The sequence below is a fragment of the Pantoea sp. EKM101V genome, assembly GCF_011800325.1.
Lineage (GTDB): Bacteria > Pseudomonadota > Gammaproteobacteria > Enterobacterales > Enterobacteriaceae > Pantoea > Pantoea anthophila.
Genome location: NZ_JAALFP010000005.1, coordinates 84,082 through 99,780, shown reverse-complemented (window position 1 = coordinate 99,780; position 15,699 = coordinate 84,082). Strand labels below are relative to the sequence as shown.

12 protein-coding genes are annotated in these 15,699 nt (G+C 59.1%); 7 read left to right on the top strand and 5 right to left on the bottom strand.

Features of this window, described 5'->3' with window-relative positions:
- Positions 1 to 199: 199 nt before the first annotated feature.
- A complete protein-coding gene (gene galR / locus HFD92_RS09905) occupies positions 200 to 1,201 on the bottom strand; it encodes an HTH-type transcriptional regulator GalR (RefSeq protein ID WP_009092386.1) in 1,002 nt (333 codons plus the stop codon).
- A 190-nt stretch (positions 1,202 to 1,391) separates the two neighbouring features.
- Here galR and HFD92_RS09900 point away from each other — a divergent pair, with 190 nt between their 5' ends.
- The 4 genes from HFD92_RS09900 (at position 1,392) to lplT (ending at position 9,396) form a co-directional block, all read left to right on the top strand.
- Positions 1,392 to 3,665 (top strand): molybdopterin guanine dinucleotide-containing S/N-oxide reductase, encoded by a 2,274-nt coding sequence (locus tag HFD92_RS09900; protein ID WP_167428873.1) that lies wholly within the window; start codon positions 1,392 to 1,394, stop codon positions 3,663 to 3,665.
- Between the two features lie 277 nt (positions 3,666 to 3,942).
- Positions 3,943 to 5,682, top strand: a complete 1,740-nt coding sequence (locus HFD92_RS09895; protein ID WP_009092384.1) for a penicillin-binding transpeptidase domain-containing protein — start codon at positions 3,943 to 3,945, stop codon at positions 5,680 to 5,682.
- 376 nt (positions 5,683 to 6,058) lie between these two features.
- Positions 6,059 to 8,209: a bifunctional acyl-ACP--phospholipid O-acyltransferase/long-chain-fatty-acid--ACP ligase gene (aas, locus tag HFD92_RS09890; RefSeq protein WP_167428872.1), complete on the top strand. Its 2,151-nt coding sequence runs from the start codon at positions 6,059 to 6,061 to the stop codon at positions 8,207 to 8,209.
- Positions 8,206 to 9,396 carry a lysophospholipid transporter LplT gene (gene lplT / locus HFD92_RS09885; RefSeq protein ID WP_009092375.1) on the top strand — a complete coding sequence of 397 codons (1,191 nt, stop codon included), beginning with the start codon at positions 8,206 to 8,208 and terminating at the stop codon, positions 9,394 to 9,396. The genes aas and lplT overlap by 4 nt, the downstream gene beginning before the upstream one ends.
- A gap of 53 nt (positions 9,397 to 9,449) precedes the next feature.
- Here lplT and ridA read toward each other — a convergent pair whose 3' ends face one another.
- From ridA to argF, 4 genes are all read right to left on the bottom strand, one after another.
- Positions 9,450 to 9,836, bottom strand: coding sequence for a 2-iminobutanoate/2-iminopropanoate deaminase (gene ridA, locus HFD92_RS09880; protein ID WP_058957616.1), 387 nt, complete (start codon positions 9,834 to 9,836; stop codon positions 9,450 to 9,452).
- A gap of 72 nt (positions 9,837 to 9,908) precedes the next feature.
- Positions 9,909 to 10,373, bottom strand: coding sequence for an aspartate carbamoyltransferase regulatory subunit (gene pyrI / locus HFD92_RS09875; RefSeq protein WP_167428871.1), 465 nt, complete (start codon positions 10,371 to 10,373; stop codon positions 9,909 to 9,911).
- Between the two features lie 12 nt (positions 10,374 to 10,385).
- On the bottom strand, positions 10,386 to 11,321 hold the full coding sequence (pyrB, locus tag HFD92_RS09870) for an aspartate carbamoyltransferase (RefSeq protein ID WP_009092369.1): 936 nt from the start codon (positions 11,319 to 11,321) through the stop codon (positions 10,386 to 10,388).
- Positions 11,322 to 11,605: 284 nt separating this feature from the next.
- Positions 11,606 to 12,613, bottom strand: a complete 1,008-nt coding sequence (gene argF, locus HFD92_RS09865; protein ID WP_046101107.1) for an ornithine carbamoyltransferase — start codon at positions 12,611 to 12,613, stop codon at positions 11,606 to 11,608.
- Between the two features lie 162 nt (positions 12,614 to 12,775).
- On the opposite strand from argF, the gene rraB reads away from it, so the two are divergent.
- The 3 genes from rraB to HFD92_RS09850 all read left to right on the top strand — a co-directional run bounded on the left by rraB (position 12,776) and on the right by HFD92_RS09850 (position 15,691).
- Positions 12,776 to 13,192, top strand: a complete 417-nt coding sequence (gene rraB / locus HFD92_RS09860; protein WP_009092365.1) for a ribonuclease E inhibitor RraB — start codon at positions 12,776 to 12,778, stop codon at positions 13,190 to 13,192.
- Positions 13,193 to 13,248: 56 nt separating this feature from the next.
- Complete coding sequence (locus HFD92_RS09855; protein WP_009092364.1) at positions 13,249 to 14,010, top strand: tRNA-(ms[2]io[6]A)-hydroxylase; 762 nt, start codon at positions 13,249 to 13,251, stop codon at positions 14,008 to 14,010.
- 361 nt (positions 14,011 to 14,371) lie between these two features.
- The gene (locus HFD92_RS09850) at positions 14,372 to 15,691 is read left to right on the top strand and encodes a hypothetical protein (protein ID WP_167428870.1); all 1,320 of its coding nucleotides are present in this window, start codon (positions 14,372 to 14,374) and stop codon (positions 15,689 to 15,691) included.
- Positions 15,692 to 15,699: the final 8 nt, after the last annotated feature.

The window sequence follows — 15,699 nt, the reverse complement described above, 5'->3', positions numbered from 1 at the left end:
GAACCACATATTGGGGTTCTGAGAATTCTATTCCCTACATGTAGTGATTTCCGGAAATTAATGCGCGCGGTTTTGACCTGAAACAAAGAAGGCTCTACATAGTGGATCGTGCTGGCGGGTATAAAAAGAGAGGGCAGGTTATCGTCTGGTGCGGGGGAGCGGCGGGGAGCGCGGATGCGCCGGACCCGCCGCCGTGACGTCAGGCGGGGCCGCTTACCGAATGGCGGCGCACCAGCGTCGGGCTGAACATATGGGTGACTTCCGGCAGCGGCTGGTCGTTGGCCAGCGCCAGCGCCAGCTGAGCCGCCTGCTGCGCCATGGTGACAATCGGATAGCGCACGGTAGTGAGGCGGGGACGCACATAGCGCGACACCAGCACATCATCGAAGCCAATCAGCGACATCTCTTCCGGCACGCGCACGCCGTTGTCGCTCAGCACCGCCAGCGCGCCTGCCGCCATGGAGTCGTTGTAGCAGGCGACAGCGGTAAAGTTCCTGCCGCGCCCTAACAGTTCCGTCATCGCCTGCTCACCGCCCACCTCATCCGGTTCGCCCCAGGTGACCAGCCGATCGCTGCAGGGCAGGCCATGCTCCTTCAGCGCATCGTAGTAGCCCTGCAGGCGATCTTCGGCATCAGAGATGGTGTGGGTCGAACAGATAAAAGCGATATTCTGGTGGCCAAGCTGGATGAGATGGCGGGTCGCCAGCCAGGCGCCGTAGCGGTCGTCGAGCGCAATACAGCGCTTTTCAAAACCTTTTATCAGCCGGTTCAGCAGCACCATACCGGGCACCTGCTTCATCAGCACTTCCAGCTCCGCATCGGGAATTTTCTTGGCGTGAACCACCAGCGCCGCACAGCGGTGGCGCATCAGCTGTTCAATTGCCTGCCGCTCTTTTTGCTCATTATGGTAACCGTTACCAATCAGCAGAAAGTTACCGGTGTCGCCTGCGACCTCATCCACGGCTTTCACCATGGCGCCAAAAAAGGGGTCGGAGACGTCGCCCACAATCAGACCCAGCGTTTCGGTCGATTGCTGCGCCAGCGCGCGTGCGTTGGCATTCGGGTGATACTGAAGCTGCTCCATCGCCTGGCCTACGGCCTGTCGGGAGCTGTCGCTGGCTTTGGGAGAATTATTGATTACACGGGAGACTGTGGCGACAGAAACGCCAGCCAGTCGCGCAACATCCTTTATGGTAGCCATGCGTTGACCTGTCCGGGGGAAAACGTTTACACATCGCATCAGTGTTACGGAAAAGGGCAGACACATCAACCCGACAGAATGCCAGCGTCGTCGCAAAAAGGGGCAAAATCGGACCCGCAGGCACATCTTCTGCTGAGAGGCCGCCCCATGTTATGCTCCCTGTCCCCCCTGGCTACCGTGAAAAACAACGATGAAAACCAAAGTGCCACACCTGGCGCACTGGGGCGCCTTTACCGCCGTCACTGAAAACGATCGCCTGACGGGCTGCGAACCTTTCTTCGCCGATGCCGATCCGTCACCGATGATCCACACCATTCCAGAACTGGTCTATTCCGACAAACGCATCCGTCAGCCGATGGTGCGGCGCTCGTGGCTGAAGTCACGCGAAAACAGCGACCGCACGCTGCGTGGCCGCGAAGACTTTGTTGCCGTTGACTGGGAGACCGCGCTGGACCTGGTGGCGGAAGAGAATCGCCGCGTCCGTGAGCGCTACGGTGCCTCAGGCATTTTCAACGGTTCCTACGGCTGGTCATCGGCCGGTCGCGTTAACCACGCCCGCACCCTGGTGCGCCGCTTCTATTTTCAGGGCGGCGGCGGCGTCGATCAGCAGGGCAACTACAGCTGGGGAGCCGCGCAGTTCTTCCTGCCCTATGTGATTGGCACCTACATGCCACTGACCGGCCGCGTGACCGAATGGCCGCAGGTGGTCGAACATGCTGAGATTTTTGTCGCGTTCGGGGGACTGGCGCTGAAAAACGCTCAGGTCGCCTCCGGCGGAGCGGGGCAGCACAGCCTGAAACCGGCGCTGCAGCAGCTGGCGGCCAGAGGCACGCCGGTGATTAACATCAGTCCGATGCGCGATGACTGCCCGGAATTTGTAAACGCCGAGTGGATTCCGATTCGCCCTAATACCGACGTGGCACTGATGCTGGCGCTGGGGTATGAGATCAACCAGCGTGGCGCAGTGGATGAGGCGTTTCTCGCCAGTCACTGCACCGGCTGGCCGCAGCTGCGTGCCTATCTGCTGGGCGAGACGGATGGCGTGGCGAAAACCGCCGGCTGGGCCAGCCGCATTACCGGCATTCCGGCCGATCGTATTGTGCAGCTGGCGCAGCAGCTGATCGGCAAGCGCAGCTTTATGACCTGCTCCTATTCGGTTCAGCGCGCCCATCGCGGCGAGCAGCCTTACTGGATGATGATTGCGCTGTCGTCGATGCTCGGTCAGCCGGGTCTGCCGGGGGCCGGTTTCTCATTTGGTCACGGCTCGATGAACAGCGTCGGTAACCCGCGTCAGGAGGGGCCTGCCCCGATGATGAGCACCGGTCCTAACCCCGCCGGGCTGTCGATTCCGGTGGCCCGGATCAGCGATATGCTGCTCAATCCCGGTCAGCCTTACCGTTTTCAGGGCGAGACGCTGCACTATCCCGACATTCACATGGTGCACTGGGCGGGCGGCAATCCTTTCCATCATCATCAGCAGCTGAACCGGCTGGTGGCGGGCTGGCAGCGGCCCGATACGGTGGTGGTGCAGGATATCGTCTGGACGCCTGCCGCCCGGATGGCGGATATCGTCCTGCCCGCGACCACCACGCTGGAGCGCAACGACATCGGCGGCTCTTCACGCGACCGCTTTGTGCTGGCAATGCATCAGGCGATTAAACCGCAGCATCAGGCGCGTAACGACTTCGATATCTTTGCTGACCTGGCGGAGCGCCTGGGCTACCGCGACACTTTCACCGAAGGGCGCAACGAGATGCAGTGGATTGCGCATCTCTATCAGCAGTGCGCCACGGCACATCAGCGTAAAGGGATCGATTTTCCGGAATTTGATGAGTTCTGGCAGCGCGGATTTGTGGAAATTCCCGAAGGCGGCAAGCCTTATCAGTTTATGGAGGATTTCCGTGCCGATCCGCAGGCGAATCCGATTAAAACGGCCAGCGGCAAAATCGAGCTTTTCAGCCAGACCATTGCGGATTATCAGCTGGACGATTTCGCCGGGCATCCGGAGTGGCGTGAGCCGCAGGAGTGGCTGGGATCGCCGGTCAGTCGCGACTATCCGCTGCACATGATCTCCATTCAGCCTGCCGACCGGCTGCACAGTCAGCTGGACGCCACCGATACGGTGCAGAGGAATAAAACCGCCGGCCACGAAACGCTTTACATGCATCCGCAGGATGCGGCGGCACGCGGGCTGGCAGAGGGCGATGAGATCGAGGTGAGCAACGCTCGCGGGGTGATGCTCGCGGGTGTGCAGATCACCGACGGGGTTACGCCGGGCGTGGTGATCATCGCCACCGGGGCCTGGTTCGATCCCGGCTTCGGCCAGGCGTGGCAGCCTTACGATCGCGCAGGGAACCCTAACGTCCTTACGCTCGACATCGGTACCTCGTCGCTGACTCAGGGGCCAAACGCCATGAGTTGCCTGGTGGAAATCAAAAAACATCAGGATTGCAGAATAGCGTAAAGATCTCATGGCTGGTTACATTTTGCCGGTAACTGTTGCGTTTGAGTGATGGCAGCCGATCAATCGCCTTTGCTACAGTCAGGGTCCCAGAGGTATTGATGGGTGAACATCAATAGATTTTCTTGATTACACCAACCTGCGCAGATGCGCAGGTTTTTTTTTGCCGCCAACCGGTGTCCGATAACGAACTGATACACAGTTTTCCTGTTATCCGGACCGCGCTTTCTTTATAACTGCTGGCTTAGCCCCTTTTCTTTATTTTGCGCAGCGGAACGCCATGCCCCGGATTAAAAAACTACTGGGAAAAGACCAGATAAAAGCCCCCTTTAACCCTTTCCGATTCCGGCTGATCTGCCTGGGTGTGATGACCTGTCTGGTGGTGCTGCTGGCGCGCGTCGCGGACCTGCAGTTCCTGAATCAGCCGATGCTGGAGCACGAAGCGGATCAGCGATCGCTGCGAACCGTCACGCTGCCCACCAGTCGCGGCACCCTGCTGGATCGTAACGGCGAAGCCCTGGCGCTCAGCGTGCCGTCGCGCGATGTGATCGCCGATCCGCAGCGCGTGCTGGAGAGCAACCCCGATTTTACCAGTGCCAAATGGGCCTATCTTGCCGCGGCGCTGAATACCCGTCCCGAAGTGCTGGCCGCGCAGATCACCGCCAACCCGAAACGCCGCTTTCTCTACCTGGGGCGCAAAATCGAACTGGGGATCGCCAAAGATATTAAAGAGCTGAAGCTGAAGGGGATCAGCGAAGTCTATGATGACAGCCGCTTCTATCCGATGAGCGAAGCCTCTGCGCCGCTGATCGGCATCGTCGGGGCCGATAACGTCGGTCTGAACGGGCTGGAAAAAGGCTTTGATAAGGTGCTGCAGGGCGAGCCGGGCAAAGAGGTCTATCGCCAGGATGCGGCGGGCAACATTATCTCGATGATTAACTATCAGCCGCCAACGCAGCCGCCAACGGTGCAGCTCAGCATCGACAAATACGATCAGTACACCCTCTACAGCAAACTGCGCGACGGCGTGCTGCTCAACAAGGCGGATTCCGGCGCCGCCGTGCTGGTGAAGATCGACACCGGCGAGATTCTGGCGATGGCCTCCTATCCGTCGTTCAACCCCAACAACTATGAAGGGGCAACGCCGGCGCAGATGCGTAACTCGGCTATCAACGACAGCTACGAACCGGGGTCGACCGTCAAACCGTTAGTGGTCATGGAGGCGCTGGAGCGCCATCTGGTGCGGCCTGACTCGGTGATCGACACCACGCCTTATCGGGTTAACGGGCACCTGATCCGCGACGTCGGCCACTGGCCGCGCCTGACCATGACCGGCATCCTGCAGAAGTCGAGTGACATCGGCGTCTCGCATATGGCGCTGGCGATGCCCGCCGAAGCGCTGGTCAACACCTATCATGCGTTCGGACTGGGTAAACCGACCGGCTTAGGCCTGACCGGCGAAAGCGTGGGCTACTTCCCGCTGCATCGCGCCCGCTGGGCCGATATCGAACGTGCCACCTTCTCGTTCGGGTATGGTCTGCGCGTCACGCCGCTGCAGATTGCCCGTGAATACGCCACGCTCGGCTCCTATGGCGTCTACCGTCCGCTGTCGATCACCCGCGTGACGCCGCCGGTTCTGGGCAAACAGGTCGCGAATCCGGAAACGGTCAAAGAGGTGGTGCATATGCTGGAGAGCGACGTGCTGCCGGGCGGCACCGGGGTGAAGGCGGCGGTGCCGGGCTACCGGCTGGCAACCAAAACCGGTACGGCGGAAAAGATGGGCACCAGCGGCAAATATGATGGCGGCTACGTCAACTACACCGCCGGTCTCGCGCCCGCCAGTCATCCTGAAGTGGCGCTGGTGGTGATGATTAACCATCCGACGGCGGGCGATCACTTCGGTGGCTCGGTGGCCGCACCGGTGTTCGGCAACATCATGGGGCCGGTGCTGAAGCACATGAACATCGCGCCGGACGCAATCTACAGCAAGCCGGTCACCGGCGCTTCAGATAAATCCTAGAAAAATCAGAGTGTAAGCGCGGGGTGGCTAATTTTCACACCTCGTTGCACTTCCCCGAATTCGGTTGCGTTTTCACGCTGTCACCGCAGGGCAAATCAGTGCGACGATAGCGATCCCAGAGGTATTGATGGGTGTGAAAACAACACCGCTTCGGCGGTGAGACCCTGTTATTACACCAACCCACGCAGAAGCGTGGGTTTTTTTTTTGCCTGTCCGGCGTGCCTCTGACGGATATGGTCAGGCACGCAGTGGGCCGCCCTTGGCGGCGGCTGGCAGGCACCCTGATGCGGTGTCGGTGTGGCGATAATTCTGTTGTCGAACTGCCTCAAATCCTGCATCGTGAGGGCCTATTTTTCCCCAATGCTAAGGAGCCGGCATGGTTTTCACACTCTTGCGCCTCATCTTCCGCCTGTTATGGCGGGTCGAACTGCGTGGCGACGTCGCCGAACTGCATAAACAGAAGGTATTGATCACGCCGAACCATATGTCGTTTCTCGACGGCATATTGCTGGCGCTATTTTTGCCGGTCAGACCGGTCTTCGCCATCTACTCGACCATCGGCGAAAGCTGGTTTATGCGCCTGGTCAGGCCGTTTATCGATTTTGTGCCGCTGGACCCGACCCGGCCGATGGCGCTGAAGCAGCTGGTGCGGCTGATCGACAGTGGCCGTCCGGTGGTGATCTTCCCGGAAGGGCGGATTACCGTCACCGGCTCGCTGATGAAGATCTACAGCGGGGCGGGCTTTGTCGCGGCCCGCTCGGGTGCGAACGTGGTGCCGATGCGGATTGAAGGCGCAGAGTTCACGCCGTTTGGTCGCCTGGCGGGCGTGTTTAAACGCCGCCTGTTCCCGCGCATCACCCTCTCTGTGCTGCCCGCCACCCGCATTCCGATGCCGGAGGCGAAACGGGCGCGCGACCGGCGTATGCTGGCCGGGGAGCATCTGCACCATATCATGATGGAAGCGCGCATGGCGGTGCGTCCGCGTGAAACCCTGTTTGAGGCGCTGCTCTCCGCCCGGACCCGCTACGGCGCGTTTAAGCGCTGCATCGAAGATGTCAGTTTCAAACCTGACAGCTACAACGGACTGCTGAAAAAGTCGCTGGGCGTGGGCCGGATTCTGGAGCGCTACAGTCAGCCGCGTGAAGTGGTGGGGCTGCTGCTGCCGAATACCACCGTGACGGCCGCAGCGATTTTCGGTGCCTCACTGCGTGGTCGCGTTCCGGCGATGCTTAACTACACCGCAGGCGTGAACGGCATGCGGGCGGCGCTGACCGCCGCGCAGATTAAAACGGTCTTCACCTCACGGCAGTTCCTGGAGAAAGGCAACCTGTGGCATCTGCCGCAGGGGCTGGACGATGTGCAGTGGATTTACTTGGAAGATCTCAAAGATACCGTCACCAGCAAGGACAAGCTGTGGATCCTCGCCCATCTGCTGATGCCGCGCCGCGCCCAGCTGCCGCAGCAGCCGGAAGATGCCGCGATGGTGCTGTTTACCTCCGGCTCGGAGGGCAATCCCAAAGGGGTGGTGCATTCGCATAAAAGCCTGCTGGCGAACGTCGAACAGATCCGCACCGTGGCGGACTTCACGCCGCGCGATCGCTTTATGTCGGCGCTGCCGCTGTTTCATGCCTTTGGCCTGACCGTCGGCCTGTTTACGCCGCTGATGACCGGTGCGCAGGTCTTTCTCTATCCCAGCCCGCTGCACTATCGCATCGTGCCGGAGCTGGTCTATGACCGCAACTGCACCGTGCTGTTTGGCACCTCCACCTTCCTGGGCAACTATGCGCGCTTTGCCGCGCCGTACGATTTTGCCCGCCTGCGCTATGTGGTGGCGGGGGCCGAGAAGCTGCAGGAGAACACCCGCCAGCTCTATATGGAGAAGTACGGCATCCGCATCCTTGAAGGCTATGGCGTCACCGAGTGTGCGCCGGTGGTCGCCATCAACGTGCCGATGGCGACGAAGGCGCACACCGTCGGACGGATTCTGCCGGGCATGGATTCACGGCTGATGTCGGTGCCGGGCATCGAGAACGGCGGACGGCTGCAGCTGCGCGGGCCAAACGTGATGAAGGGTTATCTGCGCGTCGAAAACCCTGGCGTACTCGAAGCGCCGGTTGCCGACGATGGTGAAGGCAATATGGAGGCGGACTGGTATGACACCGGCGATATCGTCAGCTTTGATGAAGGCGGTTTCTGCCAGATTCAGGGCCGTGCCAAACGCTTTGCCAAGATTGCCGGTGAGATGGTGTCGCTGGAGATCGTTGAGCAGATCGCCCTGAAGGCGTCGCCGGACAAACAGCACGCCGCCTCACTGCGTCCCGATGGGCAGCGCGGCGAAGCGCTGGTGCTCTTCACCACCGACGCTGAACTGGCGCGCGACACGCTGCAGAAAGCGGCACGCGAGCTGGGCGCGCCGGATCTGGCGCTGCCGCGCGACATCCGGGTGGTGAAACAGCTGCCGCAGCTCGGCAGCGGGAAACCTGACTATGTGACGCTGAAAAAGATGGCGGAAGAGGAGCAGACATGAGCCCTGATCGCACTGCACCGCTGATGTCACGCGGCATGATCGCCGTGATTGTCGCCCAGTTCTTTTCCGCCTTCGGCGATAACGCGCTGCTGTTTGCCACGCTGGCGCTGCTGAAAAGCCAGTTCTATCCCGACTGGAGCCAGCCGATCCTGCAGATGCTCTTTGTCGCGGCCTACATTCTGCTGGCGCCTTTTGTCGGTCAGGTGGCGGACAGCATGGCAAAAGGGCGGGTAATGATGCTTGCCAACAGCCTGAAGCTGCTGGGGGCGCTGACCATCTGCTTCGGCTTCAATCCGTTCATCGGCTATACCCTGGTCGGCGCGGGGGCAGCCGCCTATTCCCCGGCCAAATATGGCATCCTGGGTGAGATTACCCACGGCGAGAAGCTGGTGAAAGCCAACGGGCTGATGGAGGGCTCGACCATCGCCGCCATTCTGCTCGGCTCGGTGGCGGGCGGAATGCTGGCGGACTGGCATCTGCTGGCGGCGCTGGGGATCTGTGCGCTCACCTACGGTATTGCGGTCGCCGCGAACCTCTTTATCCCGAAACTGCAGGCGGCGCGGCCAGGCCAGAGCTGGCGGCCGGGCGTCATGGTGCGCCGCTTTTTCGATGCCGTTGGGCTGCTGTGGCGCGACGCAGAGACGCGCTTCTCGCTGCTCGGCACCAGCCTCTTCTGGGGCGCTGGCGTGACATTGCGTTTCCTGCTGGTGCTGTGGGTGCCGGTGGCGCTGGGCATCAGCGACAACACCACTCCCACCACCCTGAATGCGATGGTGGCGATCGGGATTGTGCTGGGAGCGGCGGCGGCGGCGAAGCTGGTGACGCTGGAGACGGTGCGCCGCTGCATGCCCGCGGGCGTCCTGATTGGCGTGATGGTCGTCGTCTTCTCGCTGCAGCATTCGCTGGTCAGCGCCTATCTCCTGCTGATGCTGATTGGCGCGCTGGGCGGTTTCTTTGTGGTGCCGCTGAACGCGCTGCTGCAGGCGCGGGGCAAAGAGAGCGTGGGTTCCGGCAACGCGATTGCGGTGCAGAATCTCGGTGAGAACAGCGCGATGCTGGTGATGCTGGGGCTCTATACGCTGGCGATAAAGGCGGGTGCGCCTGCTGTCGCAACGGGCGTCGGGTTTGGCGTACTGTTTGCGCTGGCGATAGCCGTACTGTGGCTGTGGCGACCGGCTAAGCGTTAAGCGCGTCACCGCCTCTCTCCGGCCTGCGCGGCGGAGAGAGGCGGATGGACGAATCAGCGACGGACCGCGATCGCTTCGATTTCAATCTTCACATCCTTTGGCAGACGCGCCACTTCGACACAGGAACGCGCCGGGAAGTGTGCGTCATGCTCGGTGAAAAACGCCTCATAGGTGGCGTTGACCGTGGCAAAATCATTCAGGTCCTTCACGAACACCGTGGTCTTCACGATATCGCCCACCTTCAGGCCCGCCGCTTCCACAATCGCCTTCACATTCTCCAGCGACTGACGCGCCTGTGCGGCAATGTCATCCGCCACCTGGCCGGTGACCGGATCGACCGGGATCTGACCTGAGGTGATGATCATGCTGCCCAGATCGACACCCTGAACATAGGGACCGATCGCGGCAGGGGCTTTCTCAGTACTGATTTCACGGGACATCATGGCTCCTTTAATTATGTCGTCAGGCGGCGGTGCCGCCGGTGTTGCCCATTATAAGGTCGGGCAGGGCGATTACCAGTGACCCAGCACCACGTGGCGGGCGAACTCTTTTTCGCAATATTTGCATTTGAGATGCACATCGTCGGCGCGCTGCTTCACGGCAAAACTGGAGAAGACCGGCTCGCTGCGGCTGATGCAGTTGCTGTTGGGACAGGTCAGCACCCGCTCAATGCGATCCGGCAGCGTCGGGGCGATCTTGGCCACCACTTCATAGTCGTCGATGCGGTTAACCGTGGCATCGGGCGCATAGACCGCCAGCTGATTGATCTGATCGTCGGTGAGAAAGGTGTTTTCAATCTTGATCAGATCTTTGCGGCCCATCTCGCCCGACGGCAGATTCAGGCCGATGGTGATGCGCTGGTCGGTTTCGGTCAGCCGGAACAGAGAGAGCAGCTTAAAGCCGATCTGTGCCGGAATGTGGTCGATGACCGTGCCGCATTTGATCGCTTCGACCTGCAATTTGTTGTCCTGCGTCATGATGAGATCTCCTTACAGGGCGAGTTCGCTGTTTAAAACCAGTGCCAGCAGAGCCTGGCGTGCATAGATGCCGTTACCCGCCTGCTGGAAATACCAGGCGTAAGGGGTGCTGTCGACATCGGTGGTGATTTCGTCGATGCGCGGCAGCGGGTGCAGCACTTTCATGTTGTCCCGCGCCGTGGCGAGATCGGCGGCGCGGAGGATGAACTGCGCTTTGACGTTGGCATATTCAGACGGATCGAGCCGCTCTTTCTGCACCCGCGTCATGTAAAGAATATCGAGCTGCGGCATGACCTCTTCAAAGCTGTCGTGACGTGACCAGGGGATACTCTTCTCGTCCAGCATGTCGGTGATATAGGCGGGCATCGCCAGCGCATCGGGCGCGATAAAGAAGAAGCGGTTGCCATCAAACTTCGCCAGCGCCTGGGTCAGGGAGTGCACGGTACGGCCATATTTCAGATCCCCCACCATCGCCACGTTCAGGTTATTCAGGCGGCTCTGGGTCTCCTGGATGGTGAAGAGGTCGAGCAGGGTCTGGGTCGGATGCTGATTGGCCCCGTCACCGGCGTTCAGAATCGGGATGCCGCCGGAAAACTCCGTCGCCAGCCGCGCCGCGCCCTCCTGCGGATGACGCATCACAATCGCATCCACATAGGTGCCGATGACGGAAATGGTGTCGGCCAGGGTTTCGCCTTTTTTGCCCAGTGACGTGTTGCTGCCGTCAGCAAAGCCCACCGCTGAGGCACCCAGACGGTGAATGGCGGTTTCAAACGACAGGCGGGTGCGGGTCGAGGCCTCAAAGAAGCAGCTGGCAATCACCTTGTGCTTCAGCAGTTCCGGCTGCGGATGGGCTTTCAGCTGAGCGGCGGTGTGCAGCGCCAGCTCCAGCTCTTCACGACTGAGGTCGTTAATTGAAATGATGTGCTTGCGGTATAGCGGGTTAGCCATAACTCTCTCCTCTGCGCGGCCGGATTGCGGACAAAAAAAAGCCCCTGCTTAAGGGGCTTTTTTATGATCGGGTCGATGACCGAAAGAAACAGCAGCACCGCCTGCGGTCAGGCGTGATGGCGCGTCAAATTGTCCGCTGTGCTGTCGCATATTTCCTCCGGCAAATTGGGGCGCATTATACCCGTTCGCGGTGGCGCAGCAAGGGAAAACGTTTGCGCTGCGTAGAGGGCCGGGGCGGCAGGCGGGCGACAACCTGTGGCGTCAGTCCGCCTGCCGCCGGACGATCAGCGCTGGCCCAGCGTGGCCACCATCACCGCTTTGATGGTGTGCATCCGGTTCTCGGCCTGGTCGAAGACAATGCTGTGCGCCGACTCAAACACCTCGTTGCTCACCTCCATGCCGTTAGGCAGATCGTACTGTTCCGCCATCTGCTGACCCAGCGTGGTCTGATCGTCATGGAAAGCGGGCAGGCAGTGCAGGAATTTCACCTGCGGATTGCCGGTCAGATCGAGCATCGCCCGGTTAACCTGATAGTCACGCAGCAGGGCGATACGCTCTGCCCAGACCTCTTTGGCTTCGCCCATCGACACCCAGACATCAGTGTAGATGAAGTCTGCGCCTTTGACGCCGTCGGCAATATTGTCGGTGAGGGTGATGGTACCGCCGGTCTGACGGGCGACCTCACGGCACTCTGCCACCAGTTGCGCCTCGGGCCAGCAGCTTTCCGGGGCCACCAGGCGCAGATCCAGTCCGGTCAGCGCCGCCGCTTCCAGCATGGTGTTACCCATGTTGTTGCGTGCGTCACCGACATAGACCAGCGTCATGTCGCTGAGTTTTTTGCCCGGCAGGTGCTCCTGCATGGTCAGCAGGTCGGCCAGCAGCTGGGTCGGGTGAAATTCGTCTGTCAGGCCGTTCCAGACCGGCACACCGGCATGTTCCGCCAGCGTTTCAACCAGCGCCTGACCGTAACCGCGATACTGGATGCCATCGTACATCCGGCCCAGCACCCGCGCCGTGTCGCGCATCGACTCTTTATGGCCGATCTGGCTGCCACTCGGGCCGAGATAAGTGACGTTAGCACCCTGATCGTAAGCGGCAACTTCGAAAGAGCATCGGGTACGGGTCGAGTCTTTTTCGAAGATGAGCGCGATGTTTTTGCCTTTCAGGTACTGCACTTCGCTGGCGCTTTTTTTCGCCTGCTTTAATTCAGCGGAAAGGGTAAGCAGGTGATCCATTTCGGCGGGGGTAAAATCCAGAAGCCTGAGGAAATGGCGCTGATACAGCTGACTCATACAACACTCCGGTAATCATTAAAGTGAATTAAAATTCAATCTAACCGTATGAATATGCATTTTCAAGAGCGGGTGCCAATAAACTTGTCGTTTTGTGTAGTGGCGCGACAGGCAGTGTGGGAAAATAGCGGTTTGTTGCCGAACTCAGAGAGGAACATCGTTATGGCATATGAAGCATTGCTGGAAGAGCAGCGTGAAGAGACGCGGCAGATTATCGAAGAACTGCTGGAGGATGGCAGCGATCCCGATGCGCTCTATACCATCGAGCATCATCTCTCATGCAATAATTTTGATTCGCTGGAAAAAGCGGCCGTTGACGCCTTTAAGCTGGGTTATGAAGTGACCGAGCCGGAAGAGCTGGAGCTGGAAGATGGCACGACCGTCATGTGCGTTGACATCCTCAGCGAATCGGCGCTGAAAGCGGAACTTATCGATGTGCAGGTTGAGCAGCTGGTTAACCTGGTCGGTAAATACAACGTCGATTATGACGGCTGGGGCACCTATTTCGAAGATCCCGATGCCGAAGAGGAAGATGACGACGCTATCGACGATGAAGATGATGATGGTGTTCGCCACTAAGTCGCCCGGGCGGAGCCCTCTCCGCCTCTTACCTTCTCCTGCTCTGTTCTGACATCATGAATTACGCACCGCTACTCGAACCGATCTGTCAGTTTCTGCACTGCCGCACGCCGCAAGCCTGGATTGATGAGGCGCGCAAGCCGGAAAACCTGACCCTGCTGCTGACCGACCATCTGGTGTGCGAACTGAAAGCCGCGCAGACCGCGGTGTGGTTAATCCGTAAGTATGTGGCCGACAAGCCGAGCGGCGAGGCAATTCTCGCCTGGCTGAAACCCTATGAAGACTTCATCTTCCGCGAAGATGGTGACAGCGACTTTATCAATGCCCATAAAAATCTGACGAAACGCATCATCGTGCGCAATGCACTACCCTGGGCCGATGAGCTGGTGGAAAAGATGGTGCTGCTGATTAAAGAGGAGCTGCATCACTTCTATCAGGTGTGGGAGATTATGCAGTCACGCGGCCTGGTCTATCAGAAGATCACCTCCAGCCGCTACGCAAAATCCCTGCTGCGTGAGGTGATCACCCATGAGCCGGAAACGCTGGTGGATAAGCTGATTTGCGGCGCTTACATTGAGGCGCGCTCCTGCGAACGTTTTGCCAGTCTGGCTCCCTGGCTGGATGATGAGCTGGCGAAGTTCTATCTGTCGCTTCTCCGCTCCGAGGCGCGCCACTATCAGGATTACCTGACGCTGGCCGCGCAGATCGCGGCAAAAGATATCGCGCCACGGGTGCAGGCGATTGGCCGGGTCGAGGCGAAGCTGATTAGCGAGCCGGACACGGAGCTGCGTTTTCACAGCGGCGTACCCGCCTGGTGAATCCCTGTGGGCACCCTGATCGGGGTGTCTCTTTTTCTGGTTGGGTGATCGCGTTTATATTTTCTGCGTGGCGCTGTTTTAAATAACGCGCTGTGTAACGCTTTATTTTAAATCACGCTGGCAGACAAAGATATTTTGTGCCACCTATCACATAACGGCTTTTTTACGCTGACTTTGCATCCTTAAATAAATATAGTCCCGGAGTCAGTGCGGGATTGTTATTTTTTTAAGCAAAACCCGACTCGCTGCCCTTTTTAACAGAGGGCAGTGGGTCGGGTTTTTTTATGGGTTAACGGCACCAGGTCACCCTTATTGTCATGGGGTGACGGATTTTTAATATCGCCAGGTGAGGGACTTCATAATGAAAGGAAAACGTTATTCTCTGTTATTTGTTTCGCTATTTTTGACCCTTTGCTGGGGAAATGTTAATGCGTCCGGCATTCAGACCTCCTCCGGATTATGGCGTGACGCTGCGCTCGATCTCAGACTGCGCAACCACTGGAAGTATCTCAAGGAGAACGAAGCGCAGCCCACAGCGGTTCACAACGCCTGGGGCCAGGCCGCGACGTTCGATTTTCGTTCCGGTTATCAGTGGGACCTGCTCGGGTTTGATGCGACCTATACCCGCGCCGTACGCCTGGGCGCCAGCGACTACTTCTCCACGCGTGGTCTGCTCTATGACAGCGGCGGGAACATGGAAAAGCGGGATGCGCACGGCTTCAGCAAGTTCAGTCAGCGCTATCTTAAGCTGAAGCTCGGCAACCGCGCGCTGCGGTTCGAGGGGAAGGCAGGCTGGCAGGAACTGAAAAATATCGGTGTGCTGACGACCACGGATCGCCTGTCGCGCAACAGCTATGCCGGCTACAGCGGTGCCGTGACGTGGCAGAATGCCCGGCTGGATCTTGCCATGGTTAACAAAGCCATACGGCACGACTCAGGTAAAACGCTGGCGCTGCAAACCCAGGCCCGGCAAAAAATCGACGCCATTTACACCGCGGCGCTGAGCTACAAAGATAGCGGTCACGCGCTGGCCTATGCGTTTGGTGAGGCCGAACGCTATCAGCGCCGCCATGTCATTGAGGCAGGCTATTCCCTCTCGCCACACTGGTCACTGGCTTCGCAGATCTATGGCAGCCAGGCGCTGGAAAAGTATAAAAGTATGCCCGCCAGCAAAAGAACCTTTGATCACCAGGCATGGCACTATGTCGGGGAGGCCATCTGGAAGCAGGGCGCCTGGACGCAGAGGCTGGCTGCTGGCTGGACCTCCGCCCCTAAAAAGCAGGCGGTGGGATATTATGCCCGACCCCTGACTAAAAATACCCGGGGACGTTTCACTTCACTGACCTCCGCGGGCAAAGATTATATGCGTGACAGAGAGCTGGCGCTGGTCTCTCTGAGTCAGTATGAAATTGCAAAAGGGATCAGCAGTGGAATACAGCTTAATTATGGTCAGTTCCATTATCGTAATAATCTTGTACGAACCGGCGAGGTTTCATTAATTAATCAGTTCAGTAATCAGCATCCTTCCTTTAAAAATCTGACGCTGTTTACGCTGACCGGTTATGGCTGGTCATATAAAAACAGTAAAGAGACTCCGCGCCTGAATAGTCAGGGAAAATTTCAGCGCTCCCGCAGTTTATCCGCCGAAGTGGTCATTCAATATAAATTCAATCTTTTTTAACCCGGAGA

Bases quoted from the DNA above. Each gene is read 5' to 3' on its own strand.
- rraB (WP_009092365.1), top strand. From the start codon at position 12,776: ATGGCATATGAAGCATTGCTGGAAGAGCAGCGTGAAGAGACGCGGCAG.
- lplT (WP_009092375.1), top strand. From the start codon at position 8,206: ATGAGCCCTGATCGCACTGCACCGCTGATGTCACGCGGCATGATCGCC.
- HFD92_RS09850 (WP_167428870.1), top strand. From the start codon at position 14,372: ATGAAAGGAAAACGTTATTCTCTGTTATTTGTTTCGCTATTTTTGACC.
- HFD92_RS09855 (WP_009092364.1), top strand. From the start codon at position 13,249: ATGAATTACGCACCGCTACTCGAACCGATCTGTCAGTTTCTGCACTGC.
- argF (WP_046101107.1), bottom strand. From the start codon at position 12,613: ATGAGTCAGCTGTATCAGCGCCATTTCCTCAGGCTTCTGGATTTTACC.
- ridA (WP_058957616.1), bottom strand. From the start codon at position 9,836: ATGTCCCGTGAAATCAGTACTGAGAAAGCCCCTGCCGCGATCGGTCCC.
- aas (WP_167428872.1), top strand. From the start codon at position 6,059: ATGGTTTTCACACTCTTGCGCCTCATCTTCCGCCTGTTATGGCGGGTC.
- pyrI (WP_167428871.1), bottom strand. From the start codon at position 10,373: ATGACGCAGGACAACAAATTGCAGGTCGAAGCGATCAAATGCGGCACG.
- pyrB (WP_009092369.1), bottom strand. From the start codon at position 11,321: ATGGCTAACCCGCTATACCGCAAGCACATCATTTCAATTAACGACCTC.
- HFD92_RS09900 (WP_167428873.1), top strand. From the start codon at position 1,392: ATGAAAACCAAAGTGCCACACCTGGCGCACTGGGGCGCCTTTACCGCC.
- galR (WP_009092386.1), bottom strand. From the start codon at position 1,201: ATGGCTACCATAAAGGATGTTGCGCGACTGGCTGGCGTTTCTGTCGCC.
- HFD92_RS09895 (WP_009092384.1), top strand. From the start codon at position 3,943: ATGCCCCGGATTAAAAAACTACTGGGAAAAGACCAGATAAAAGCCCCC.